General features: G+C 43.4%; 26 protein-coding genes and 1 pseudogene. 6 read left to right on the forward strand and 21 right to left on the reverse strand.

The window, feature by feature from the left end; translation table 11 throughout:
• Positions 1-495 precede the first annotated feature (495 nt).
• The 3 genes from AC58U0_RS22935 to AC58U0_RS22945 all read right to left on the reverse strand — a co-directional run bounded on the left by AC58U0_RS22935 (position 496) and on the right by AC58U0_RS22945 (position 2,959).
• On the reverse strand, positions 496-1,485 hold the full coding sequence (locus tag AC58U0_RS22935; protein WP_497381270.1) for a quinone oxidoreductase family protein: 990 nt from the start codon (positions 1,483-1,485) through the stop codon (positions 496-498).
• Between the two features lie 95 nt (positions 1,486-1,580).
• Positions 1,581-2,414 carry a helix-turn-helix transcriptional regulator gene (locus AC58U0_RS22940; RefSeq protein ID WP_497381271.1) on the reverse strand — a complete coding sequence of 278 codons (834 nt, stop codon included), beginning with the start codon at positions 2,412-2,414 and terminating at the stop codon, positions 1,581-1,583.
• A 146-nt stretch (positions 2,415-2,560) separates the two neighbouring features.
• The gene (locus AC58U0_RS22945; RefSeq protein ID WP_497381272.1) at positions 2,561-2,959 is read right to left on the reverse strand and encodes an RrF2 family transcriptional regulator; all 399 of its coding nucleotides are present in this window, start codon (positions 2,957-2,959) and stop codon (positions 2,561-2,563) included.
• A gap of 341 nt (positions 2,960-3,300) precedes the next feature.
• Here AC58U0_RS22945 and AC58U0_RS22950 point away from each other — a divergent pair, with 341 nt between their 5' ends.
• Positions 3,301-4,206, forward strand: coding sequence for an SDR family oxidoreductase (locus AC58U0_RS22950; protein WP_497381273.1), 906 nt, complete (start codon positions 3,301-3,303; stop codon positions 4,204-4,206).
• A gap of 109 nt (positions 4,207-4,315) precedes the next feature.
• On the opposite strand, the gene AC58U0_RS22955 is transcribed toward AC58U0_RS22950, so the two are convergent.
• A complete protein-coding gene (locus tag AC58U0_RS22955) occupies positions 4,316-4,768 on the reverse strand; it encodes a GNAT family N-acetyltransferase (protein ID WP_497381274.1) in 453 nt (150 codons plus the stop codon).
• 332 nt (positions 4,769-5,100) lie between these two features.
• On the opposite strand from AC58U0_RS22955, the gene AC58U0_RS22960 reads away from it, so the two are divergent.
• Positions 5,101-5,907: a hypothetical protein gene (locus AC58U0_RS22960; RefSeq protein ID WP_497381275.1), complete on the forward strand. Its 807-nt coding sequence runs from the start codon at positions 5,101-5,103 to the stop codon at positions 5,905-5,907.
• Between the two features lie 231 nt (positions 5,908-6,138).
• On the opposite strand, the gene metH is transcribed toward AC58U0_RS22960, so the two are convergent.
• The 4 genes and pseudogenes from metH to AC58U0_RS22980 form a co-directional block, all read right to left on the reverse strand.
• Complete coding sequence (gene metH / locus AC58U0_RS22965; protein WP_497381276.1) at positions 6,139-9,582, reverse strand: methionine synthase; 3,444 nt, start codon at positions 9,580-9,582, stop codon at positions 6,139-6,141.
• A 104-nt stretch (positions 9,583-9,686) separates the two neighbouring features.
• Positions 9,687-10,631, reverse strand: coding sequence for a spermidine synthase (locus AC58U0_RS22970; protein WP_497381277.1), 945 nt, complete (start codon positions 10,629-10,631; stop codon positions 9,687-9,689).
• Positions 10,632-10,645: 14 nt separating this feature from the next.
• Positions 10,646-11,935 (reverse strand): adenylosuccinate synthase, encoded by a 1,290-nt coding sequence (locus tag AC58U0_RS22975; RefSeq protein WP_497381278.1) that lies wholly within the window; start codon positions 11,933-11,935, stop codon positions 10,646-10,648.
• A pseudogene (locus tag AC58U0_RS22980) lies at positions 11,914-12,849 on the reverse strand (methylenetetrahydrofolate reductase); the annotation flags it as partial. The pseudogene AC58U0_RS22980 and the gene AC58U0_RS22975, both read right to left, overlap by 22 nt.
• A 202-nt stretch (positions 12,850-13,051) precedes the next feature.
• Here AC58U0_RS22980 and AC58U0_RS22985 point away from each other — a divergent pair.
• Positions 13,052-14,005 carry a carbohydrate kinase family protein gene (locus AC58U0_RS22985; RefSeq protein ID WP_497381279.1) on the forward strand — a complete coding sequence of 318 codons (954 nt, stop codon included), beginning with the start codon at positions 13,052-13,054 and terminating at the stop codon, positions 14,003-14,005.
• Positions 14,006-14,056: 51 nt separating this feature from the next.
• Here AC58U0_RS22985 and AC58U0_RS22990 read toward each other — a convergent pair whose 3' ends face one another.
• From AC58U0_RS22990 to AC58U0_RS23010, 5 genes are all read right to left on the reverse strand, one after another.
• Positions 14,057-15,010, reverse strand: a complete 954-nt coding sequence (locus AC58U0_RS22990) for a fused MFS/spermidine synthase (protein ID WP_497381280.1) — start codon at positions 15,008-15,010, stop codon at positions 14,057-14,059.
• 216 nt (positions 15,011-15,226) lie between these two features.
• On the reverse strand, positions 15,227-15,805 hold the full coding sequence (locus AC58U0_RS22995) for a TMEM175 family protein (protein WP_497381281.1): 579 nt from the start codon (positions 15,803-15,805) through the stop codon (positions 15,227-15,229).
• On the reverse strand, positions 15,805-16,101 hold the full coding sequence (locus AC58U0_RS23000; RefSeq protein ID WP_497381282.1) for an antibiotic biosynthesis monooxygenase family protein: 297 nt from the start codon (positions 16,099-16,101) through the stop codon (positions 15,805-15,807). The genes AC58U0_RS22995 and AC58U0_RS23000 overlap by 1 nt, the downstream gene beginning before the upstream one ends.
• 122 nt (positions 16,102-16,223) lie before the next feature.
• Positions 16,224-16,574, reverse strand: a complete 351-nt coding sequence (locus AC58U0_RS23005; protein ID WP_497381283.1) for a winged helix-turn-helix transcriptional regulator — start codon at positions 16,572-16,574, stop codon at positions 16,224-16,226.
• A 141-nt stretch (positions 16,575-16,715) separates the two neighbouring features.
• Positions 16,716-16,811 (reverse strand): YjcZ family sporulation protein, encoded by a 96-nt coding sequence (locus tag AC58U0_RS23010; RefSeq protein WP_497381284.1) that lies wholly within the window; start codon positions 16,809-16,811, stop codon positions 16,716-16,718.
• 213 nt (positions 16,812-17,024) lie between these two features.
• On the opposite strand from AC58U0_RS23010, the gene AC58U0_RS23015 reads away from it, so the two are divergent.
• On the forward strand, positions 17,025-17,246 hold the full coding sequence (locus AC58U0_RS23015) for a hypothetical protein (RefSeq protein WP_497381285.1): 222 nt from the start codon (positions 17,025-17,027) through the stop codon (positions 17,244-17,246).
• A 138-nt stretch (positions 17,247-17,384) separates the two neighbouring features.
• Here the strand turns inward: AC58U0_RS23015 and AC58U0_RS23020 are convergent, their stop codons facing one another.
• From AC58U0_RS23020 to AC58U0_RS23050, 7 genes are all read right to left on the reverse strand, one after another.
• Positions 17,385-17,492 (reverse strand): YjcZ family sporulation protein, encoded by a 108-nt coding sequence (locus AC58U0_RS23020; RefSeq protein ID WP_497381286.1) that lies wholly within the window; start codon positions 17,490-17,492, stop codon positions 17,385-17,387.
• A 185-nt stretch (positions 17,493-17,677) separates the two neighbouring features.
• Positions 17,678-17,797: a YjcZ family sporulation protein gene (locus AC58U0_RS23025; RefSeq protein ID WP_497381287.1), complete on the reverse strand. Its 120-nt coding sequence runs from the start codon at positions 17,795-17,797 to the stop codon at positions 17,678-17,680.
• 202 nt (positions 17,798-17,999) lie between these two features.
• Complete coding sequence (locus AC58U0_RS23030) at positions 18,000-18,254, reverse strand: DUF5662 family protein (RefSeq protein ID WP_497381288.1); 255 nt, start codon at positions 18,252-18,254, stop codon at positions 18,000-18,002.
• Positions 18,255-18,651: 397 nt separating this feature from the next.
• Complete coding sequence (locus AC58U0_RS23035; protein ID WP_497381289.1) at positions 18,652-19,071, reverse strand: GTP pyrophosphokinase; 420 nt, start codon at positions 19,069-19,071, stop codon at positions 18,652-18,654.
• A gap of 75 nt (positions 19,072-19,146) precedes the next feature.
• Complete coding sequence (locus AC58U0_RS23040; protein ID WP_497381290.1) at positions 19,147-19,686, reverse strand: GNAT family N-acetyltransferase; 540 nt, start codon at positions 19,684-19,686, stop codon at positions 19,147-19,149.
• Positions 19,687-19,984: 298 nt separating this feature from the next.
• Positions 19,985-20,494, reverse strand: coding sequence for a GyrI-like domain-containing protein (locus tag AC58U0_RS23045; protein ID WP_497381291.1), 510 nt, complete (start codon positions 20,492-20,494; stop codon positions 19,985-19,987).
• Between the two features lie 227 nt (positions 20,495-20,721).
• Complete coding sequence (locus AC58U0_RS23050; RefSeq protein WP_497381292.1) at positions 20,722-21,468, reverse strand: MBL fold metallo-hydrolase; 747 nt, start codon at positions 21,466-21,468, stop codon at positions 20,722-20,724.
• A gap of 125 nt (positions 21,469-21,593) precedes the next feature.
• Between AC58U0_RS23050 and AC58U0_RS23055 the strand changes: the two genes are divergently transcribed.
• A complete protein-coding gene (locus AC58U0_RS23055; protein WP_497381293.1) occupies positions 21,594-22,025 on the forward strand; it encodes an Lrp/AsnC family transcriptional regulator in 432 nt (143 codons plus the stop codon).
• Between the two features lie 246 nt (positions 22,026-22,271).
• Entirely contained in the window at positions 22,272-23,456 is a 1,185-nt protein-coding gene (locus AC58U0_RS23060; protein ID WP_497381294.1) for an MFS transporter, read from the forward strand.
• A 128-nt stretch (positions 23,457-23,584) separates the two neighbouring features.
• On the opposite strand, the gene AC58U0_RS23065 is transcribed toward AC58U0_RS23060, so the two are convergent.
• On the reverse strand, positions 23,585-24,472 hold the full coding sequence (locus AC58U0_RS23065) for an ROK family protein (RefSeq protein WP_497381295.1): 888 nt from the start codon (positions 24,470-24,472) through the stop codon (positions 23,585-23,587).
• Positions 24,473-24,474 lie beyond the last annotated feature (2 nt).

Consider the following 24,474-nt stretch of genomic DNA (forward strand, 5'->3'; position numbering starts at 1 on the left):
ATCGTGCATGTGCTCGTCCACTACGAGGGAATCTAAACGAACGTACAACATTGCCTGTTTTGTTCCAAGGAAAGGTAGAAACGTTTTCAAAACCACCATTTCTTACCAATATAACGTTTTGCATATTTTGAGTGTATTTCCGAAGTCTAACTCTTTTACTAGTCGTTTCTCTATCAACCCTCTCAATTAGAGCTACTATAAAATATATGTATGACTCCTTTGAGAAGTGTTAATTAATGCATCCATTTTTGGCTTTTTCTCTCCATTGTTTACATAATAACTGCTTTTTTTGTATTTTATATATTTTTTTTGCAAAATAACATCCCCAATCAATTAGTTTGATTGAGGGTGAATTTTCGTCATTCATTTTTTTTATATCGGGGATCGAGCTCCTGACTTCATCGCTTCCGGCGATGCGCTCTCCCGGTTGAACTGATTAAATATTTAGACCAGTTTTCTCGACCAGCACGCCTCTCAATGAGACAGCGGTCAGGTTTATATTTGCAAAACCAGTTTTCCAACCGTGTTCTTTTCTTCCAAAAGAGCAAGTGCTTCTGCGGCATTTTCCAAAGGATACACGCCTTGAATCTCCGCATGTATTTCTTTTCTTGCCAGCATGCCTAACGCTTCTCGGGCCGCTTTTCCAGTCTCCACAGGATTACTGTCGCTGTATCCGCCTAATGTAAAACCAGCAAACTGTTTGTTGGAAAACCAAATTTGATTATAAGAATGTATAACATCCTCTTCTCCGCTTGCGTTTCCAACTACAACCAGTTGCCCTAACGGACGAAGCACCTCTAAGCTTTGTTTGCGCATATTCCCTCCGACAGGATCAAAGACGGCATGAACACCTTTTCGTCCGGTTGCTCGTAGGGTTTGCTCCACAAAATCGGAACGGACAAATAATTCGTCGTATCCGAGGGATTCGGCCAACTTTACTTTCTCGGCGCTTCCGACGGTTCCGAGTACCTTGCCTGCTCCCAGACGTTTCGCCATTTGCCCCAGAAAACTGCCTAGCCCGCCAACAGCTGCATGAACGAGGATGTTGTCACCCGTTTTCATTCGGTAAACATCTTTTATAGCCAAATAAGCGGTTGTCAGATTTACAATGGAGGCTGCGGCTGTCGCTAAGTCGAGGTCGGCTCCTAATTGATCTAACGGAACCGTCAGATCTGGCCGTACATTTGCCATTGATGCAAAGCCGTTAAGATCATGCAGTGTCATCGAGGCAACAGGTTGACCAATGTAGAAGCCCTCTACTCCGTCTCCGATGGCACGTACATATCCCGACACTTCCAAACCTGGAGTAAGCGGCATCGGAAAAGCGGAAATGAATTCGCCACGACTAAGCAACACTTCGAAATATCCTACTCCAGCATAAGCAACGTCAATGGTCAGCATACCGGGAGCCGGTTGCAGATCCGGCTTCTCTCGCAACTGCAAATTTGCAGGTCCTTCTGGTCGGTCAATTATGATAGCTTTCAATTTGTGAAACCTCCTTGATTGAGAATAAGTCTATTATATTCGACGACCAAGGAGGCAACCTGTTTGCAGTTATACAGGTATCCAGACTAACAGGCTTATTTGCGAATATGTACTAATTTTTTCTCAGTGTCGGTTCCTGCAATGGGTGTAAATACACAGCAGTGTAGGTTTTCGTTGCCGTTAATATTAGAAAAGGTGTTTAATTGAAAGTTTAATCTCCCTGCGACGAGATGATCAAACGTATAAAGTATAGCTTTCTTAATATGCACATCATGTAACCGCCATAACGTTAGAAACTCCTCGCTTTCCTCGCACATCCCCCGCACGAAATCTTCATACCAAAGATCGCCGGCCTTTTGGTCAAAATACATACGAAATACCCCTATCGTATACTCAGCAAATTCCTTCCAGTTTGCCAACTGCTTTCGCAGGTTTGGATCGGTAAATACCAACCGTGACATCACGCGATTCTCTGCGGGAATCGCATGGAAATCCGCAATGATTTCAGAAGCCATCTGATTGTAGGCCAACACCTCAGTTCGATTGTTTGCGATGATCGCAGGATAGCTCAGTTGGTCGATAATGCTCTGAAGCCCTTGATCTACTTCCTTAGCGTTCGGGTAAGGTTCCCCCTCACCGCTATAATTTGCCAAACGGAGCAAATGAAGATGTTCTTCTGAAGATAGTTGTAAAGCTTTGCCTACGCTCTCGAGCACTTCTCTTGAGGCGGTGACGGCCCTGCCTTGTTCCAGCCAGGTATACCAGGTGATGCTTACACCCGCAAGATGAGCAACCTCTTCTCTGCGTAATCCCGGCGTTCTTCTTGTTCCAAAGCGACCGACAGTGCTGACATGAGACGGCTTGATCCGTTCCCGGCGGGATTTCAAAAAGTCTCCGAGTATATTGATTTTTGGGTTTTCTGAAGACATTCCACAACCTCTTTCTTCGCAATCAATTCAATTTATTTCTATTATACAGATATAAATAAAAAACGACATCACTGCCGTTTCGATTGTTGATATGCCCTCACTTTCCGTATCAGCGATTTCGTACCAATTAAAAAAAAGACGGATCCTTACTCCGTCTTGATTAATTTCGACAAATCCGCTATTTTTTTATTTTCCAGATACTGTTCCATCTGACGTTCGGCGTCGATCACAACCTGCTGGATCAGACATTCACTTCCGTGATTCAGGCTGCATTCGAACAAGGAAGCGGTCCCTTCGATCGCATGGATGATATCGAGAAAGGAGATATCTTCCTGCTTCCGTCTGAGGCGGTATCCACCGTTTGCACCGGGCGTGGACTGAATCAATCCGGCCTTGACAAGCTTGGTCATCATCTTGGACAGATAAGTCTGCGAAACGCCCAATTTTTCAGCAAGCAATTGCACGCCAACAGGCTTATCAGGAGCAGACGTTACCAGATAAAGCATTGCATGAAGCGCATAGTCGGTCGCCTGAGAATATTTCATTTAGCACCTCCATTAACGACTTTACGAATCGATAATAACTCTAATATTTCTAAAAGGCAAGCTTTTATCCCATCAACCGCTCATCTGCGATAAATCATTCCGCATGGCAAATCCATCCCGCAAAAAGTCCAGCAGAATAAAATCGGAATATATTCGTAAAGCCGGATTCTGTCAATCTTTTTTGAAGTTCGCCATCGTCGCTGCTGATCGGCTGCCTTTTAGCTGAATATTGAGCAAACTTTTTCCGATAGCTGGTTGATTCTCTATTGACAATACTCAGAGCATAAATTAAGATATTAATAAATGAACGGTTCATTCATTAATCGAGAGGTGGAATATATATGATGAGAATGATTACGAATAGTAAGTGGACAGTACAAGGCAAATATGTAGTGATTACTGGGGCAACAAGCGGTATTGGGTTGGCCGCGGCCAAAGAGCTCGCAGCTCGGGGGGCAAACTTAGGAATCGTAGCTCGTAATCAAGTTAAAGCAAATGAAGTAGCGGCTCAAATCAAGGCATCAACCGGTGGGAGAACCACTGTGGACGTATTCTTGGCTGATATGGCTTCACAAAAGTCTATCCGTCGAGTAGCGGCTGATATTTTGGCCAAATGCCCGAGAGTGGACGTTCTGGTCAATAATGCCGGCGCCTTGTTCGAAACGAGGCAATTAACCGACGATGGTATGGAGATGACTTGGGCTGTAAACCATTTGGCGCCTTTCCTTCTGACTACGCTTCTCCTTGATCGTATGAAGGAAAGCGAGCATGCCCGTGTTATTACAACTGCATCCCATGGTCACAAGATGGCCAAGAAGGGCATCAACTTTGATGATCTCACTGCGGAACACCTTTATAGCTTTCCCCAAAATTTTATTGGTGGTCCTACATTTCGCTACGCAGAGACCAAGCTCGCCAATATCCAGTTCACCGCTGAATTGGCTAGGCGGCTAGAGGGGACCGGAGTCAGCGCCTACTGCTTTGATCCTGGTCTAGTTTCTACGAACTTCAATCAGAACAACGGTCTTTTAGCCCGTATGACTATGGCCGTGATGAAAATGTTCTCTCGCAGTCCGGAGAAAGGTGCCGAAACTTTGGTGTGGTTAGCCGACTCGGACGAAATGACTGGTCATAATGGTTATTACTACACCGACATGCAAACAACAATTCCGTCTGATCCCGCTCAGAACCTGGAAACCACAAAACGATTATGGATGGTAAGCGAAGAACAGATCGGAATTCGTTAGACTCTAACAGATGCCTTCCCCCATACATGAATGAATAAAAAAAGGAGCTGCCGCGATGTGAGCAAGCTCCTTCAGTGTTCTCCGTCTCTCGGTTGAAAAATTCTTTCATTTATAAATCTTGTGATAGACGTATCATATCCATAACTTGAATCCCATTTTCAAATATTTTTTCACTGTAATGTCTTATAAAGAAGTCTCTATCAACTCCAATTATTCTGAACCCACATTTCTGATACAGAGCAAGTTGTCCTACTCCTGAGTTTCCAGTGCCAATTTCAATCGTTTTAAAACCGAGCAATTTTGCATTTTGAATTGCATGGTTTACCAACTGTTTTCCTATCCCTTTGCCTTGATAGTTTTCATCAACGGCTACATTAACTAACTCAACTGTCTCAGGCCTTGTTCTTAGTAGAACATAGACACCTATTATGCTATCATCCACTTCAGCAACATAGCATTGACCTCTTTTGATATATTCTTCAACAAGTTTCTGAGAAGGGTCCGCTAATAAAAGTAATTCCAATGGAGGTTGTTCGTCTGTATTTAACTTTCGTATTTCCATTTATTCTATCTCCTTGATGAAACGATTTTTTAAATATTCCATGAATCTTACAGAGATTCTCCCTCCACTTTGTCATATAAAATACCCATATTCCCTTTTCCCATTTTTCAATTAGGTCAACCTGCCTTTCAAAATAATTCTCACTGCCGTTTCGATGTGTCAATTGCATATTTTAAGCACCCATGATCAGATCTGGCATCTTATCATATATAGTGGTCACTCTGTTTATTAATCATAAATTAATAGCAATGAAAAGGAAATAAAGGAAATTAGAGGGATTTATAGAATAGCTTATCCTAAACTTACATATCGCATCGACAAGGAGTGTACTTGTGACCTATTCAACATTATCGAAATTCTTACCTTCTAGATTTAATCGTTTTCATGTATTTCTTATTTTTATTATAACCGTATTGCTTGTCTCGTTAATTGGATATAATCAAAGGGATTTTGCGAAACCCCGTAATTATCTCTATGAAAAACATAAGGCTTCCAATGGTGTCGTATTGCATACAATTCGGACTACTCCGGATAATGTTCGACTGCAAGCGATTGATAGGAATGTAACGAAAACTCCTTATTACGGTATTAATGGGGGCTTTTTCTGGGAAGGAGCACTGCTTAGCATCGCTGTTATCAATGACCAACCTTTGAAAGGAATGCCTGGCGATTACGGATCTGGTTGGTACAACACTGGCATTGACACTAACTTAAAGCGTGGAACACTTGTTTGGGATGACGTCACTAAACACTTCTCGATTCAAGTAGTCACGCATGCCGGTGAGCTGACCGTAACAGATAAGCAGCGTTATTGGGCACAGGGTGGTGTCAGCATGAAGCTGAACGATAGCTTTGGCTGGGAGAGCGATATGATTTTAGAGCAAATGCCAGCCTATAACGAAGGTCATATGCGAACGGCAGTTGTTTATGATAGTCAAGAGAATATTTATATGATAGTAACACCTTCGTACTGTACGATTGAAGAGTTTCGAGCAGCCATACTCGATAGTTTTAGTGATCGAAAGCTGGTAGACGGCATCTATTTGGACGGAGATGGTTCCTCCCAATTGCAGTGCCGCAATGTCCGTCTGAAAGGAGATCAACGACAAGTCTATCAGATGCTAACCTTAATCCAATAAGATGACCCATTTTAAAGCTTTCACATTATTACAGCTATGCTCATCCCCACATCCTCATCGGTATGAAATGTCCTATTCACGATTATATCGTTCCCTTATAAAAATATAGCCCCAAGAACCTCTCAAGGAAAGAGGTTCTTGGGGTTATATGGTTTGACTAATTATCCGAATATGTCACGTTGTCGAATAACATGCTGCCCACGTTCGTAATCGATTGCAGAAGCGGGTTGGCTACACCTTCTCGACATTAAAGTAACGTGCTTCGGGATGCGCAAAGACAATTGCCGATACCGCGGCCTCCGGCTCCATCATGAACGACTCCGTCAGTTCTACACCGATATCCTCCGGCTTCAGCAGTACGAAGAGCGCCTCCTGATCCTCCAGATTCGGACAAGCAGGATAACCGAAGGAGAAACGCTGACCGATATATTTCGCTCCAAATCGCTCCTGCATCGTCATCTGAGGGTTATCAGCAATTCCCCAGACATCACGCATGATATGATGAATTCGCTCTGCGAAGCCTTCGGCAACCTCAAGTGCAGTAGCCTGCAGCGCATGCGACTTGAGGTAATCCCCTTTTTCCCGCCACGCCTTGGCAAGCTCGTTGATCCCATGTCCAGAAGTGACGAGCAGGAAGCCCACATAGTCCATTTGGCCGCTTTCCACTGATTTCAAGTAATCGGCCAAGCAATAGTAAGGCTCCGTTTCCTGCCTTGGAAAGGTAAATGTGTGCAGTTCTTTACTTGGGTCCTCCGGATCATAGACAATGACATCGTTGCCGTTAGATTGTGCAGGGAAAAAGCGATACATCCCATGAGCTTGAATAATCCCTTTTTTCTGGGCATCAATCAGAATTGAATCCACTGTGTCTTTCAACTCTAAGGCTTTGGCATCCTTCTCTTCCAAGAGCTTCTCTACTTTGCCTTTCAAGCCTAGATGATGGCCAAGCAGCATCTGCATGTTCACATAAGGCATAATATGGCCGATCGGATAATCACGCAAAATGTGCCGCATTACATCCGGTGGCACTTGAACCGGAACATCCTTCGAAATGGAAGATTCATGAACACGCGTCAACTTCGGCAGATGTTCTTCCTTCTTGCCGGCTTCCATGACATCCGATTCCTTGCTCTCTCTCAACTCTTGAATGAGCCGCTTCCGCTGCTCAGGATCGCTCAACCGGTTAGCAATGTCCAGACCGTCCATCGCATCCTTGGCATACAAGACCAACCCTTCATATTCCGGAGCAATGCGGGTCTTCGTGAATTTGCGGGTCAGCGCAGCGCCTCCTACCAGTAAAGGTACATCAATACCTGCGCCCCGCAAATCCTGAGCGGTAATGACCATTTGCTGCGCAGATTTCACGAGCAGGCCGGATAAACCGATGGCATCGGGCTGTTCTTGGCGATAAGCTTCAATGATCTGCTCCGGCGGAACCTTAATGCCAAGGTTCACAATTTGGTATCCATTGTTGGTGAGGATGATCTCCACGAGATTCTTACCGATATCGTGAACGTCGCCTTTCACCGTGGCAAGAATAATTTTACCCTTAACTGCAGACTCTTCCTTCTCCATGTAAGGTTCCAGGTAGGATACGGATGCCTTCATGACTTCCGCACTCTGCAGAACTTCAGCGACAATGAGCTCATTGTTGTTAAACAAGCGCCCCACTTCCGCCATTCCTTTCATCAACGGGCCGTTGATGACTTCAAGTGGTGTATATACCTTTAGCGCTTCTTCCAGGTCGGGAAGGAGTCCTTCCTTCGTCCCTTCGATTATATAGGAGCCGAGGCGTTCTTCCAGTGAGAGATTCGACATTTTTTCTTTCTTCTCTACCTTTTTCACCCGGAAATGTGCGACAAACTCAGCTAACGTCTCGTCGTTCGTATGATAGATTAGATTCTCAGCAAGTCGGCGCTCTTCCTCCGGAATCGAAGCATAACGCTCCAGTTTCTCGGTATTCACGATGGCGTAGTCGAGTCCAGCCTTGGTGCAATGGTATAAGTAAACAGAGTTCAACACCTCCCTGCCTGCATCAGGAAGACCGAAGGAAATATTGCTAAGACCAAGAATCGTTTTACAAGCTGGGTATTTAGCTTTAATCAGTTTAATTCCTTCGATCGTTTCAACAGCGGATCCGAGATACTGCGGATCACCAGAACCCACGGGGAACATGTTCGGGTCAAAAATAATATCACACGGTTTCAACCCATATTTATGCGTCAACAAGTCATAGGCCCGCTCCGCGACCTCGATCTTAGCATGTCTGGATATGGCTTGACCTCGTTCATCAATGAGGATCATGACGACGGCTGCCCCGTATTTATGAATCAAAGGCACGATAGCAGCGAACTTGGTTTCGCTATCCTCCAGATTAATCGAGTTGATGATCGCTTTTCCTTGCGAATATTTCAAACCAAGCTCAATGATGTGATCATAGGTGGAGTCGATCATAAGCGGTGCTTTTACTTTCTTTACCACTTCCTGTAAAAAATACTCCATTGCATAAGCCTCATCGATATCTGTATCCTGCAAATTGATATCAATGACGTGCGCACCATTCTTCACTTGTACCCTGGCGATTTCCGAGCCTTCCTCGAACTTTCCTTCTTTGATTAATCGTTTGAACTTTCGGGAACCGGAAATGTTCGTCCTCTCTCCGACCATGATCGGACGATTCTGTTCCTCTATATAAACAGTCTCGATCCCTGACACTGCAGCGGGATGAATGCCGTAATTCTGGCGCGGCGAGTATTGACTCAACGTATCCGCTAGGGCGCGAATATGAGCAGGCGTCGTTCCACAACAACCTCCGGCAATGTTAAGCCAGCCCATTTCGGCGAAGCCGGCCATCTTCTTAGCCAGTGACTCTGGCGATTCATGATAATGCCCGTTCTCATCGGGCAAACCGGCATTCGGGTAACAACTGATGGCCGAATCGGCGATTTGTGATAGCGTGCGAATATGGTCACGCATAAATTCCGGGCCGGTCGCACAGTTCAGACCAATGGAGATCGGTTTTAAATGCTCCAGCGAAATGTAGAACGATTCGATATTTTGACCTGCCAACGTGGTACCCATGGGTTCGATCGTTCCTGAGATCATTATAGGAAGCTGTACACCGAGCTGTTCGCAGGCTCTTCGTACGCCAATGCTGGCAGCTTTCACGTTGAGTGTATCCTGTGACGTCTCGATTAACAGCACATCCACGCCGCACTCGATCAAAGCTGCCGCCTGATCAAAATAGCTTTCTTCCAATTGTTGGAATGTCACTCCTCCTGTGACAGAGAGCGTCTTAGTCGTAGGCCCCATAGCTCCTGCCACGTAACGCGGCCAATCCGGTGTTGAATATTTCTCAGCAGCTTGAATAGCCAACTTCGCAGCAGCAACATTAATGTCACGCGATTTATCTTGCAAACCATATTCTGCTAGTACAACTGTTGTCGCACCGAAGGTGTTCGTTTCAATCATATCGGAACCAGCGGCCAAGTAGGCTTCATGAATGTTCAGTATAATATCCGGGCGCGTTAGGACGAGCAGCTCATTACAGCCATCTAGTTCTTCCCCGCCAAAATCATCGGCAGTCAGATTCGCCTGCTGAATCATAGTCCCCATAGCGCCATCTAGGATCAAAATCTTCTTTTGCATTTGTTCTTGAATCGATGGTTTTTGCATCGTTAATCTTCCTTTCATCTCAGATAAAGAACATCCCCGCTTTAATTTGCAAAAAAAGATAGCAAATTACAGCAGGGACTTGATTTCCGGGGATAGAACTGTTGTCAATGTCGTTCATGGATGCTAGCCAGCACTCGGTTGCTATCTGTCTGGATTTTTCTCTGTCCCCACTTTCGTAAATACTTGCGAGAGATGTGGAACATATTCTTCAATCTTGCTGAAGTCAAGTAACGAGTTGAAAGCGAAATCTTCAAGCCTGATATCGGTCTAGTTGCCGCTACGCAGAAGCCCCAATCCTCCCCATATCTCTTCATGACATCAAAATGATAGGGCAATACATAAAAACCGGCTGCTTTGAGCGTTGCCATTATACTCCAGACGAATTCTGGCATCTCTGACATCAAGGAGCACGCTATGGTAATGGCTCCCCCTGGTGCCAGGCGCTTTTTCAGGAGACTGTAAAACTCTTTGCTGTAGAGACGGCCGAGTGCAAGAGACTTATAGCTAGGTTCTGGAACGTCGATGATGATGACATCCCACTTCTTCTGGTTCTTCTCCACGAACGCCCTGCCGTCCTGAATGACGGTTCGTACCTTAGGATTCTTCAAAGACCCTCTATTGAACTTCACCAGCGGCTTCAAATTCTTGCCTAATTCCATCATGATGGAATCAATATCAACGACTGTAATCGCTTTTACGTCTCGATAACGAAGTACTTCACGCGTTGTAATGCCTCCGCCTCCACCGATCATCAGAATGTTCTGCTTCTGCTTGGCCACGGCCATTGGTATATGGACCATCGATTCAGCCCACATGTTGTCATCCTCTGTCGTGCCGAACATCACGTAGCCATCCCCATAGATCAGCACTTTGCCATTGGCTTGCTTGACCACCGCTATTCGCTGAAAGCGCGACTTCATTTTGCGCAAAACACGATACTTCCCGTCTGGCTCATCATCCTCTGAGATATAATCCCGAAGGGACGCAACTCTTACTTTTGACATATTGATTTTACTATTCGATATAATCTGCGCTTTTTTATAAATCACGATTATCCTCCCCTTTATGGTAGAAATACTTGGTTCATTACTATCGTTTGATCACGGTCTGGTCCAACAGAAAAAATAGAAACTGGAATCCCCGATAACACACTGATTCTCTCTATGAAATGGCGCGCGTTGGCAGGAAGATCTTCCATTGACTTGACGCCTGTAATGTCCTCTGACCAGCCGGGGAGCTCTTCATAAATCGGTTCGCACCCAGCTAAGATGTTAAGATTAGCCGGGAATGATTCCATGACTTCGTCTTTATACTGATATGCCGTACAAATTTTCAAACTAGTAATGCCAGTCAAAACATCGATCGAGTGAAGAGAAAGTCCTGTTACTCCACTCACACGGCGAGCATGGCGAACCACAACACTGTCAAACCATCCCACACGTCTTGGACGACCTGTGGTTGTACCATATTCATGACCAATCTCACGAATGTGGTCTCCAATTTCATTCCTTAATTCAGTGGGAAATGGACCGTCTCCTACTCTTGTCGTATAAGCCTTGGCTACTCCGATCACTTGCTGAATCTTAGTTGGTCCGACACCTGCGCCAATACAGACCCCTCCTGCTATCGGATTGGAAGAGGTGACGAATGGATAGGTTCCATGATCGATGTCTAACATGACTCCCTGGGCACCTTCAAACAAAACTCTTTTTCCAGCGTCTATCGCATCGTTAAGCAAAACTGACGTATCAGTCACATAGGGGCGAAGGATTTCTGCTATTGCCAAATATTCATCTAAAAGATCTTCTATAGCAAAACCTTCTGCCACGTAGACTTTGTCAAGCAACCGATTTTTTTCCTTCAGATTACGCCTCAACTTACGTTCAAATTCCCCTGGATCCAGTAGATCCGCTATTCGAATGCCCACACGAGCAAATTTATCCGTATACGCAGGTCCAATTCCTCTCCGCGTTGTACCAATTTTATTCGAACCTTTCGCATCTTCTTCTACAGAATCCAACTTAAGATGATACGGTAAAATGACATGTGCCCGATTGCTGATCCGTAAGTTATCCGTACTCACCTTGTGACTTTGAAGATACTCAATCTCTTGAACAAGCGCCCTTGGATCAATGACCACTCCGTTTCCAATCACACAAATTTTATCCTTATAAAAAATTCCGGAAGGAATCAAATGCAGTTTATATTTATTTCCCGCAAACACGATGGTATGACCGGCATTATTGCCGCCTTGATAACGAGCGACAACACTCGCTTTTTCCGCTAAATAATCGGTGATTTTCCCTTTACCTTCATCCCCCCACTGCGCTCCTACAACAACGACGGTTGACATCTAGCAATCCCCCCATCTTGGTCCTTACTCTTCACATACCTCGTCAATTCTGCCGTCATTTCATACCGCATAAACGGAGTAATCAGATAAATACCTTTAAAATAACGGGAAACGGTATCCACCAGTTCCATTGCAATTTCCATTCCTTGTTTTCTTGCATCTTCACCTTGGTAGCGAGCCATCCTCGCAAGTACATCATCTGAAAGTCGTATGCCCGGGACATGATGATGGAGAAATTCAGCATTCCGATAGCTGGTTAAAGGCATGATCCCAATAAAGATAGGAATAGATAGCTGCGCAGTAACTCGTGCGACCTGTGCGATTTGTTGATGACAGAAAAGAGGCTGACTCATGGCATAATCCGCACCTGCTGCAATCTTTTTCTCCAATCTCTCAACTGCTTTGTCTAAATGCCGTGTATTGGGATTGAAGGCTGTCCCAACGGTGAATCCCGCACATGTTTTAAGGGGACGACCTGAGAATGAGATCCCCTCGTTTAGCTTTTTAATCAGGCGAATCATTTCTATTGAAGTCGTATCGTATACCGAAGTAGCATTCGGAAGATCGCCATAGCGCGGAGGGTCACCTGTTACCGTTAGCACATGGTCAATGCCCAAGGCGTAGAGTCCCATCATATGAGACTGTTGAGCAATCAAATTCCTGTCTCGGCAAGTCACGTGGAGGAGAGGCCGAATTCCAACCTGTTCTTTCACGAGTGTCCCCATCGCCACATTGCTGATACGAGTCATCGCGAGCGAGTTATCTGCCATAGTTACCGCGTCTGCTCCAGCCTCTTTTAACGCTATGGCGCCCTCTAAAAAAGGAGAGTAATCCAGATCTCTCGGAGGATCTAATTCCACAATAATGGTCGTTTGCTCTTGAACCATCTCCGGTAAAGTCCTTAGCTTAGGAGGATCTGAACCTTTCTTCATTCTCTCACCCCTTTTCTATTAAAAGTTACTATATTCTATGTAATAGAAACCAAAATGTATGGATGAGTAGCTATAATCATGCCTAAATATATAACTGTTGGTAGAATGCACATTACGCATTTAGAAGATTGCGAATATACATATAGTAGTAACACACACCATAATGGTATAAGGGGTTGAAAATATGAATCTGCCTCCTTCTGTTCTAGTAATAGGAACGATTTTCATAGACTGCAAAGGATTTGCCTGGAAAAATTATCATCCATTCACTAGAAATCTGGGTAACATTCAGTTTGTACACGGCGGTGTAGGAAGAAATGTAGCTGAAAATCTAGCAAATCTCGATGTAGCGACATATTTTGCTTCCTCCATTGATACCACTGCCATTGGGAGAGAAGTCGTAGAGAGACTTCACAAGTCAAACGTCAATACCGATGGTCTTTTCGAGTCAAAGCAACTGGGAATGGGCATGTGGCTGGCGATCTTGGACGAAAAAGGCGATCTAGCCGGCTCCATTTCTCAAATGCCGGATCTTACTCTCCTACAAGAGTTGATTTCAAACAAAGGGAAAGAAATGATTCGGCAATCCACGCACGTTGCGCTTGAATTGGATCTTAATTTCCAAATTGCGCATAGCGTCATTCAGCTAGCTGCAGAAGAAAAGAAACCGATCTACGGGGTTCCCGGCAACTTAGACGTGATTTTAAATCATAGAGAGCTATTAGATCATTTAGATTGTTTTATATGCAACAATTATGAAGCAGATCTATTTTTCGAGCTGAATTTTACGAATTTAACTACCGCTCAAAAACTAGAGTCTCTTATTCAATTTGTTGATCGGACAGGAATGGGCTCTATGATCGTTACTTTAGGAGAAAAAGGGGCTGTCTATTATAATCCTCAAACCAAAGAAGTTGGGTACCAACCTGTCTTTCCCGTCAAACTTGTTGATTCAAGCGGAGCTGGAGATGCTTTCTTTTCAGGTACAGTCATGGGATTGGTAAGGGGGCTTTCTTTAAAAGAAGCAGTGATTTGTGGAACAAAGGTGGCAGGATGGACCATTGAATCTACTGAAAACACATGCCTGGATCTGCCCATAAAAATAAAAGAGGATGAATTCTTTATAAAATTGAAGTAAGAATGTGCTCAAGTTGAAAAGAAAAAAGAGGGCTATCTATAGCCCTCTTTCTTATCCCATTACAGCCTCTCGTTGATCAGAATGGTAATATTTGAATAACCTCAAATTTTTCAAGCTATTTTGTAAGGCATATTTTTTTTCTTCAAGAACTTCTTTTGGCAATTTGAACAACGTTGAAAGGTTTTTGGGGAGTGTTTGGTTAGGGACCGATACTTTTTTTCTGCCTGGTATAAAATTTTTAAACGAAGCAATTTGGAAGCCCCAGTCTCCAAAAGAAGGGACATAAACATAGTAGCTTTTCGTATTCAATCCTACACTTTTCAACGTATGATGAATGCTCCAATATACACGTGGCATATCTTCTGTCGAATTGGATTGGATGACGATCATACCGCCAGGAGCAAGCGATTTTACTATGCTTTGGAAAAATTCTTTTGTGTACAGCTTACTAATTACTTTGTCTGATGGATCGGGAAAATCGACGATAATCACATTATAGGACTTTGAAGTAGGGAAAAATAGTCTTGCATCCTTTTGATGAACCTTCACGCGTTTATTAAATAATGAACGTTGATTTAAAGTAGATAGCGGCTTACTTTTGGCTAGTTTGATTATTTTGGGATCCAGCTCAACCAGATCAACCTTTTTTACATCCTTATACTTAAGAACTTCTCGTACTGCGAATCCATCGCCCCCACCTAATATTAATACATGACGTCGACTGGGGGACATCGTCATTGCCGGATGAACAAGTGCTTCGTGATAAAAGCGTTCATCCAGTGAACTGAATTGCAGTTGCTTATCCAAATACATCCGTACATCTTTCGCTTCTACTAGGACAATATTTTGAAACCGACTTTTACCTTTAAATATGATTTTAGGTTTCCTTTGCAGTAAATGCCTTAGTGTTGGTATATCCCATATATCACCCCGAGATTGAATTGAGTTAGGTTTTTTACTTATCGGTTTTTTGGCCTTACCTTGGGTCATTGTCCTCTTTTGCAATTATTTCACCTCTTATTATAATTACAGTTTCGCAACAAGATCTCCTACAAATTAAAATCATGATATGCCACGGTTTTTGAGAAAGTGTGGGCTTTGGGCTTCTCTAGGTGACAGTATAAATCTGCGTATCCTTATCGAAAAAACAAAAAAGGTCTGTCTGCATGAGCAAACTGACCTTTTTTTATACAACTATGGCTCAACGTTAGTTTAGAGGCATTATCCATTTTTCTTAAAAATAAAATAGATGGGAACTGCCGCATATACGGCAATCGAAATATACGGGGAGATAAAGGCGATACCTATTGCGACAATATACACGAGTAAATGCAGCCAAGTATTCTTGAATGAGAGCGCTTCCTGATTAGACGTGAACGGATGATCGGTACTCTTTCTCAGTATATGGTGATACAGACAATAATAACTCGCTCCGCAGAACAAGCCGATTACACCATACAAAATAGAAGGAAAATGGAGGCCAGGGTATTCACCCATTAGCGCTGTTGGGAAAGGAATGAAAGCAATAAACATCAGAAATATGCCGTTCAGTAAGATCGTTTTGCGATCAATGTGTTTAACTTCATGAAATAATTGATGATGAGACATCCACCAAACAATTAAAACCAAAAAACTGATAATATAACTGAGAACAACCGGAAGATTATGAATAAAATCCTTAACGAGCGCCCAATCTCCTTCGGCTGATTCGATCTTGGGGACTTTAAATTCAAGAATTAAAATGGTCATCACGATTGCTATGACGCCGTCACTAAGAGCCTCAAGCCTGGTCTTGGTCATCAGGAGTTAGCAATAACGCTATAATGCTTCATCTCTAAGATTGCATTGAAAAAGGGTTTAACCAATGAAAAGAAATGTTGAAAATCTGAGCTTGTCCGAAATCCTTGCAGATGTCCCTCCATCGAGTCCCATTCGATTCTGACAATGAAATGGTTAGCTTCTTCAATGCCCTTTATGACCTCATATGACAAACAATGCGTAGAGCGGTCTAAATACGTCCCAGCCTCTGTATATGCCGTTATGAATTGCTGAGCTGATTCTGGCGCTATGTCATACCGAATGATTTCCACTACCATGTGATATCCCGCCTTCATAATTTTTTTTCATGGATGCAATCCACATCCAGAATTATACAGGGTGGAACCTCAGCAAACAATACGGCACATTTTTGTTCGTAGAACGTTGCCATGGTTGTGTTTTATTCGCCTGACGTCCCCAAAGCCATCACTTGCAGGTCGAACTCGCGCATACGTTGTTTGCCCCATTCGCACATAAGCTCAAGAATCGGCCCAACACTCTTGCCATACTCGGTGAGGGAATATTCAACTCTTTTAATCCGCTCGTCAAATACAATCCTCTGGATCAAGCCATCCTCCTCCAGTTCCTTCAATTGAAGGGTCAGTATTCGCTGAGTGATATTCGGCATTCGCTGATGAAGCTGGTTGTAGCGTAAAGTCTGCTTGGATAAATACCGCAGGATGACCGTCTTCCACTTTCCACCCAGAACATCTAATGTCACTTCTACTGGACAGCCATATATTTTAGTCATGGTAAATCAACTCCTCTTCCATTTTTTATGAAATTAATTTACCTTATTTTAACATATAAGAACAACTAGAAAAACGGCCCTTCTTCGCTATTTTGCGATAGGACCGTTTTTGTATGCTTGATATTTTTTGTGTTTGTTGGCTTAAATTGCAAAAGCTGATGTGATGATTACCAAAAGAATAAAAAGAACTAAGATAAATGCTACGTTTTGGCCATAACCGTAACCTACTCCACTCATTCTTATTCTCTCCCCTCTGGTGATATTTCACTACATAATAAATATACGCTCAGTACATATAGCTTGATTGGACGTATGCCATGGGGAGGCAATCGCGGAGGAAAAGCTCAAACGCTAGTGCCCGTGTATTAGCCCATTTTGATTAGGCAAGCATCCCCAGTCCTCTCTCACACATACGTTGTTATTATTACTGAGATTGGGAGGAGATTATTAATGGCATATGTAAATCCTTATCATCATCAACACCACATGCATCCACACCATCATGGGACCCACCACCCAATGCATCATCACATGTACCACCATGGATATCACGATGGGTATCATCACGGGTATATGCAAGGATACTATCATGCACATGGCCACCATTATGGACACATGCCTGGGCATCGGGAACCGGCGAACGCAGCAAATATTCCAACGGAATTAAACTAACATCATTTGGACATATCGTATAAATGAAATAAGAGGAACCTTCATTTACCATAAAAACAACGTGAAAAAACGGCCCGTGTTCGCTATTACGCGATAGGGCCGTTTGTCTTGATTATCATTGTGCTGGATTTAGGAATATTAAATTACAAAAGCGGATGTGATGATAACCAAAAGAATAAAAAGAACCAAAATAAATGCTACGTTGCGACCCATACCATAACCTTCACCATAACCTACTGCTCCCATGTTTACTCATTCCCCTCAAATGATTTTCACTACGGTATAAATATATGTTCGGTATAGAGTGCTTGCTTGGACGTATGATATTGGGAGGTAACCGCGGAGGAAATAAAAAAACGGCCCCTGTTCGCATCTATTTCGCGATAGAGCCGTTTTTGTTATTCTCGATTTTTCTGTTGGATGAAGGAAAATTAAATTACAAAAGCTGATGTGATGATGACTAAAAGAATAAAAAGAACCAAAATAAATGCTACGTTACGGCCCATCCCATAACCTTCACCACAACCTGCACCATAACCAACTGCTCCCATGTCTACTCATTCCCTTCAGTGGTTTTTCACTACGGTATAAATATATGTTCGGTACAGAGTGCTTGATTGGACATATGCCATTGTTAGGCAAATGCCGGAGAATCCCTAATAGCGTTGTAATCTATAAACGCAATGCTAATGCCATACAGCGGGAGATAATCAAAAATGAGAACCCATGCAGCAGCGGGCAGCAGTAGAACATCTAACAGCCTATATTTCCATAACCTCCTATAGGCTTCAGCAGTGGCTTTTCTTTTATTTCGGTGATCTTGGCGGTCACCATCTCCATCTCTTTATCCTCCTTTTTCTTAGCATAAGGAAAGAACTCTTTAGGTGTAAACTTCGATAAATCATGCGTTATCCCTTGAACATATAAGCCTTCTTTCCAACATTCAATAAACACATTCAGTTTATGATCAAGAATGTAGAGGAAGTTTTTCCAACAAGCTTTTAACATAATATCCGCTCCTTATCCAAATAATAATTAGATTCGTATTCTATTTGGCCAATTCAAATTCCCGCTAATTAAGAGACAAAACGGCAACCGATCCGTTAGGTCGGCAGCCGTTTCCTGTTATTTATTGAGCTTTTGTTCCCGCTAGTTTCATTCAGTTATTGTCTTTAAATCACTTACTTTTAATAGTGCTTCTCTATTCGTATCATGATATACAACCCTAACATCTAGTTCATACTCATTGCTCAACTCGAAAGAAAGGATCGTGCATTTCCTACCACGATTCTTCGTCTTTCTTGGATTGTCTGGAGCAAAAACATAGGAGCCTCCAATAGTAAGATTAACTGTATCACTCATAACATCTGCAATCCTCTCATGCTGTATTTACGTTATTACTATGCTAGAATTTCAATTCTGCAATTGCCTTCTTGTACTTATCAATCCTTGCATAGTCTTTATCTGTTGGGTTAGGAATTCGACCAATATCACTGTTATCCTCTAGATCTAGAAGCTTCACTTTCCTCGCTAGGGGGTTTAGTTTGATTCTTTTGATAAAGCCTTCATATGATTCATCTGCTCTTTTTGTAAGGCAATCTAGAGCTTCTAAAATATCTGCACTAAATCCTGCATTCTTTAAATCAAATAGCGTAGTATCTGAATCTTCCACAACATCATGTAAAATTGCAACAATGGATTCTTCTTCGCTGCTGGCTTTAGTTGCTAATCTTGCAGGATGTAAAATGTATGGATTTCCACCTTTATCTGTTTGACCATCATGAGCTTTCGCGGCTATTAGTATTGCTTTCGTTAAAGTACTCATTTTTCACAACTCCTCATTCTGCCAAAAATAATAGCTAAAATCAATTTATCGCAACCTTCCTAGTTCTTCATAAGATCAATAAAGATAGCCTAATAAATCTAGATCTCCCTCGCTCCAATTGATCTTAGCTACTTCCTTAATCATTAATTCATCCATTACCTCAAACCCTATGCCATTTGTAATCTGAGTTTCATTATCAATTTTTAACCATTTACATTTGTTCTTTACTAATTTATAACCATTTCTCAAATACAAGGACATGTTATCTGCAAATAAAAGTATAAAATCAATATTTCTTCCCACAGAAAACTTATCAATTTCTACAAGTAGTCTTGAAGCTACTCCCTGAGAGCGAGAGTTTTGTGAAACACATAAATCAATTACACCCAGTATTCTCATAGGTTTCCCATTTAGATTCATCACCCTGTAATCTAATCCAACATGCCCTATGAGTTGATTTTCTTGGTTAAAAGCTAGAAATCTAAAATGCGGTAATTGCTTAAAATAAATTCTATTTTTAGGATAAACTTCTGGAAAACTGGCGATTAATAGTTCTTGTATATTTGCTGCTAATTCATTATTTATATCATATTCAAATACTTTATCTATCTTCAAATTACCTCTCCAATACCCATATATTTGTTTTAACCCTTTTCAACATCAAGATGCTATATCCCTTCTTTAACACCATTAGCGTACTCAGAAATATCATTGAAGAGGTTAGCACCATCATTCAGCATTAGAAAATCTTTGTAACTTTCAGGTATATAAAAATCTGTTTCCTCAACGAATTTTATAATATTTTCTTCTAAAGTTGGTTTGTAAAAAGAAAAAGAGCAGGGCTTTAACTGCCCTGACCCTCGCTGAAAATACATGGTTGGAGTATTTTAGGAACTTAGATGCCTGTCAAAATTTATTTCGTGCGAATAGGGAAATACAAGTCTATCTCAGCGTTTGGATCATCCGACTGCGTATAACGTTGATCATAAAACTCAAATTCATATTTACCAGTTCGGGTACCACCGTCGTATTCGTAAGGACTGTTCGGAAGCCAATGTCCCCAAAAATGCCCAAAAGCATCACCGATACCGTCAAGAGGACCCCGATGCGTCAACACGATATAGCGCGCAGCTGGTACTTCGATGCGCGTCATGCCCGCGGGAATATCGACGTCCTGAGAGATTTGTACAGAAGCCGTATAATTGAACGGATCGCCGGGTTTGTTGTCTGGATTTTGCAGCATGAGTCCGTAGCTTCTCCAGCCGAGCTGACTAGGAACTTCTGGAATGCGCTTACTGAATTCACCCCACAGCTTTGCAATTGCGTTCTCGGACGGTGGCACAGACATATCAAAATGAATCATATCGGTAATTCCTACAACGCTGAAGGCAGGTTTTTCGATGATTTTAGTTTCGATAATCATAAATAGTCATTCTCCTTTTTGGTGTGGGGTTGATACGCACTTTATTGCAATTTCATGGAATTTTTATCCATATAAAAAACTATAACGTACGTACGTTCCCTTGTAAACGTTTTTTTTTATTGAAAATAATACTTCAACGAAAATGAAAATAGGAGCCGCTACACAGCAGCTCCTGTACTATCGTTCCGTACTGTTTCAAGACCCTTAGTTGTGGGAGATCGATGATGTCATATCCAATCACCATCCCCTGGGATCGCGACTTGATCAAGCAGTCCTTCGACCGCCATCCGACTGTATAAATCCGCTCTTGTGACAAGACAATGGTTTATCGAATCCATATGCACAGCGACTACCTTCGTATACGGCGCGTATTGGCATAAACTTACCACATCGTCCGCATCCATCGTAATCGGGCCACCTACCGCGAACTGCGCGCCGCCAGCATTAACGACAGTCATATCAGGCCGATGAGCGTCTAGCGCCTGCTTTACATCGTCGCACCATATCGTGTCCCCCGCGATGTACAGCGTCGGCTGGCCTTCCGCATTGAGAACATAGCCAGATACACGCCCCATTTTCTTTCCGATATCACCTGTACCATGCTGCCCGCATGTTCGGATGATCGTCACACCTTTGAACATTAAGGTTTCTTTGATCGTTGTCACCGAAGTGAAACCAGAGGAAGCGATCGTTGTATCATCATCCGGCTGGCATAGAATAGGTGTTGATTTCAAAAGCGCAGCTGCCGCCGCATCATCCCAATGATCTCGGTGTAAATGCGTCACTAGAACTACGTCCGGTTGAAGTCTATCAAGAATTGCAAAAGGCAATGGAACGAGAGGATTACGTCTATCGTTCGTCGAATTGACGATCGGTGGGTTCACCTTTGCATCACTAAACATCGGATCAATTAAGAAAGACACTCCTGCATATTGCAGCCATAGCGTCGCATGGCGGATCAATTGAAGCTTCATTTTCATACACCTCTTATATTTTTATTTTGTGGTTTTGTTATAATTATAGAATAAGCTGGAAGACGTATATACATCATGGTGAAACGAAAAATCGGCTTTCATTTTCACATTGAAAGGATTCCCCAATGTTGAGCAACCAAACAATCGACGAAGTCGATCTTCACATCTTAAATTATTTGATTAAGGATGCTACCCTGTCCCACAAGGCAATTGGCCAGCTTGTTCATTTGACTGGGCAAGCGGTTGGCGCTCGTGTACGAAAGCTGCAGGATCTCGGTATCATTGAAGGGTATACACTGCGCTGGAATCCGGCCAAAATGGGTCAAGTGGTGCACGCCTTTGTTACAGTTTTCATGAAATCGAACTCCGCACATCATTCTTTTCAATCGTTTGTTCAACAAAACGACATGATCTCTGAAACACACCGTGTAAGCGGTGAAGGCTGCTACTGGATGCGAGTACGCGTCAGCACCCCGATAGAACTGAATACTTTTCTTGATGAACTCTTGAAGTATGGCAACTACAAAGTAAGCCTATCGATTGGCCAAGTCAAATAGAAAACATGAAAAGCCATGATTCTCTACAATTTGTAGAAAAATCATGGCCTTTTTCATTGCTGTTCCAAATTAAAGGGATTACTTATTGTAAATTAACGACAGATTCAATGTCTGAAGCAGCGTTTTGAACTTGGACTTACTGATGCTTCTTTTTTTATGAATAAATGAGTTTGTGACAGAATTTGTCACTATTATGCTTTAACATAGAAATTGTAAGCAATACTAAACCATTAGGAGTGATCGACTATGCGCAGATATACCGCCCTGTTCTTTTTAATCATGTTTATGATCGGAACCGATACGTTCCTCATCTCACCCTTGCTCCCGACACTTCAGAAGCAATTCGGCGTATCGACTGGAATCGCCGGGTGGATGCTTGGCGCCTATACGCTAGGCTCGGCCTTATTCGCCTTAATCGCCGGGCCGCTGTCCGACGGCTGGAACCGTAGAACCGTACTGCTGAGCGGCCTGCTCGGATTCTCCGTCTCAACGATCTTGTGTGGCTTCGCGGACAGCTTCTGGACAATGTGCCTATTCCGCTTCCTTGCCGGCGTCAGTGCAGCGTTCACGGCACCGCAGGTATGGGCATCCATTCCCGTCATCATGCCAGCGTCCAGAGTGTCGAAAACAATGGGAATCGCCTTCGCAGGTTTAGCTGCTTCACAGGCTCTTGGCGTGCCAATCGGAAGCTGGCTCGCAGTCGCTCATTGGTCTGTTCCTTTCTGGACGATTGGAATCACTTCGCTGCTGCTCATCGCCGTCGCCTTCTACTCGTTGCCCGACATGAAGCCTAGTACGTACGAGCGGACGTCAATCCTTCGCCGATATGTCCCTCTGATCATGAGCGGCAAAGCACGGAGCGGCTTCATTGCCTACCTGCTACTTCACTTAGGCAGCGGTACCGCATTTGCTTTCATTGGCAAGTGGATGGCCGATCGTTTCGAGCTTCCAATTGGACAAATCGGTACCGTGATGATGTTCCTCGGGTTTGGTACTTTGCTGGGAAGTATAATTAGCTCTAATGTGACTCGAAGGCTAGGCAACACGAACGCGATCGTAGTAGGAATGTTGATGCTCATGGTCCTATACACGGTTATGCCTCATCTTACGAACCTCCGTTTTGTGACAATCATTTATCTGATCATTTTTGCGACCCTTGGGATTATCTTCCCGATGGTCATGGGGGCGCTCACTTCACTGAACGCCTCCATCCGAGGAACGATTTCCAGTCTGGCCAACTCGACGATGAACAGCGCTAACACACTTGGCGCGTGGATAGCAGGCCTACTCTATGTCCAGTTCGGCGGTTATTCATCGATCGGCATTTTCTCGGCGGTATGCCTGGCGCTCTCACTTGGGATGTTCCTGTTCGGAGACGTCCTTGGGAGGAAAGCGGAGCACTCAGGCCATGAATCGGCATCCGCTTCCTAAGCCAAGGAAGACATTTCGGTCAATTTATGGAGTCCCATTAATCTTTCGCAAACGTAAATCTTCGCAATATTTGCGATTTCTTGTGTTTTCTTATGCAAATGTCCCGTCCATATAGGGTGCAACACGTTCTAACCGCCAAACACCCGTTTGGCGGCACCTATCGCACCCGCCAGATTACCAAGTTCCGCCGATTTCACCTCGATGCCGAGCTGTAACTGCTTGACCTTGGTCGTGAGCAATCCCCACCAGTATTCCCGGGAATCAACAAGTCCGCCACCGATTATTATCGCTTGCGGATTTAGGCTAAGATGAATGTTATAGATAACAATCACCAAATCGTCCAAAAAACGATCGACTATGCCTTTGAGTTGCGGTTGCCCTTTTATAAAATCTTGCAGTACCTCAAAGCCAGTCTTATATGGAAATTGGGTGACCTCTCGCGCAGCTGCTACAAAAGAAGTACCGGACACATACTGTTCCATACATCCATATTGTCCGCAATTGCAAAGACGCCCTCGCGGTACCAGAACTACATGGCCCCATTCGCCGCCATTCCATAGCGACCCACGGAAGATTTCTCCGTTCACCATATTGGCGCCTCCAACCCCGGTGCCTAGCGTTAACATTGTCAAATCGCGATATGGTTTGCCAGCACCAAGCCATGCTTCACCTATCAATGCCGTATTCGCATCGTTATCAATGACGACAGAGTGGCCATATTCAGACTCAAACAACAGTTTCATATTCGTCTCCTGCCAGCCCGGCAAATTATTTGTCGCGTATACGATGTCTCCGGTATCCGTATTGACTCTCCCTGCCGTGCCAATGCCGATGCCGGCCACATCTTTTTGCGAAGCAAGAAGATCCGAAATCACTATTCTTATGTTGCTTAGAATATGCTCTCTTCCCAGCTCAGCGCTAGTCGCAATCTTGACTTGCTTCCATATTTGACCTTGGTCGTTGATGACGATTCCTTTAATCGTAGTTCCGCCGATATCGATACCAATCGCATTCATCT

The sequence above is a fragment of the Paenibacillus sp. J31P190 genome (genome assembly GCF_059692075.1).

Coding starts and splice junctions, on each gene's coding strand:
- AC58U0_RS22940 (WP_497381271.1), bottom strand. CDS start 2,414: ATGTCTTCAGAAAACCCAAAAATCAATATACTCGGAGACTTTTTGAAA.
- AC58U0_RS22945 (WP_497381272.1), bottom strand. CDS start 2,959: ATGAAATATTCTCAGGCGACCGACTATGCGCTTCATGCAATGCTTTAT.
- AC58U0_RS22950 (WP_497381273.1), top strand. CDS start 3,301: ATGATGAGAATGATTACGAATAGTAAGTGGACAGTACAAGGCAAATAT.
- AC58U0_RS22955 (WP_497381274.1), bottom strand. CDS start 4,768: ATGGAAATACGAAAGTTAAATACAGACGAACAACCTCCATTGGAATTA.
- metH (WP_497381276.1), bottom strand. CDS start 9,582: ATGCAAAAACCATCGATTCAAGAACAAATGCAAAAGAAGATTTTGATC.
- AC58U0_RS22975 (WP_497381278.1), bottom strand. CDS start 11,935: ATGTCAACCGTCGTTGTTGTAGGAGCGCAGTGGGGGGATGAAGGTAAA.
- AC58U0_RS22985 (WP_497381279.1), top strand. CDS start 13,052: ATGAATCTGCCTCCTTCTGTTCTAGTAATAGGAACGATTTTCATAGAC.
- AC58U0_RS22995 (WP_497381281.1), bottom strand. CDS start 15,805: ATGACCAAGACCAGGCTTGAGGCTCTTAGTGACGGCGTCATAGCAATC.
- AC58U0_RS23000 (WP_497381282.1), bottom strand. CDS start 16,101: ATGGTAGTGGAAATCATTCGGTATGACATAGCGCCAGAATCAGCTCAG.
- AC58U0_RS23005 (WP_497381283.1), bottom strand. CDS start 16,574: ATGACTAAAATATATGGCTGTCCAGTAGAAGTGACATTAGATGTTCTG.
- AC58U0_RS23010 (WP_497381284.1), bottom strand. CDS start 16,811: ATGAGTGGAGTAGGTTACGGTTATGGCCAAAACGTAGCATTTATCTTA.
- AC58U0_RS23015 (WP_497381285.1), top strand. CDS start 17,025: ATGGCATATGTAAATCCTTATCATCATCAACACCACATGCATCCACAC.
- AC58U0_RS23020 (WP_497381286.1), bottom strand. CDS start 17,492: ATGGGAGCAGTAGGTTATGGTGAAGGTTATGGTATGGGTCGCAACGTA.
- AC58U0_RS23025 (WP_497381287.1), bottom strand. CDS start 17,797: ATGGGAGCAGTTGGTTATGGTGCAGGTTGTGGTGAAGGTTATGGGATG.
- AC58U0_RS23030 (WP_497381288.1), bottom strand. CDS start 18,254: ATGTTAAAAGCTTGTTGGAAAAACTTCCTCTACATTCTTGATCATAAA.
- AC58U0_RS23035 (WP_497381289.1), bottom strand. CDS start 19,071: ATGAGTACTTTAACGAAAGCAATACTAATAGCCGCGAAAGCTCATGAT.
- AC58U0_RS23045 (WP_497381291.1), bottom strand. CDS start 20,494: ATGATTATCGAAACTAAAATCATCGAAAAACCTGCCTTCAGCGTTGTA.
- AC58U0_RS23050 (WP_497381292.1), bottom strand. CDS start 21,468: ATGAAGCTTCAATTGATCCGCCATGCGACGCTATGGCTGCAATATGCA.
- AC58U0_RS23055 (WP_497381293.1), top strand. CDS start 21,594: ATGTTGAGCAACCAAACAATCGACGAAGTCGATCTTCACATCTTAAAT.
- AC58U0_RS23060 (WP_497381294.1), top strand. CDS start 22,272: ATGCGCAGATATACCGCCCTGTTCTTTTTAATCATGTTTATGATCGGA.
- AC58U0_RS23065 (WP_497381295.1), bottom strand. CDS start 24,472: ATGAATGCGATTGGTATCGATATCGGCGGAACTACGATTAAAGGAATC.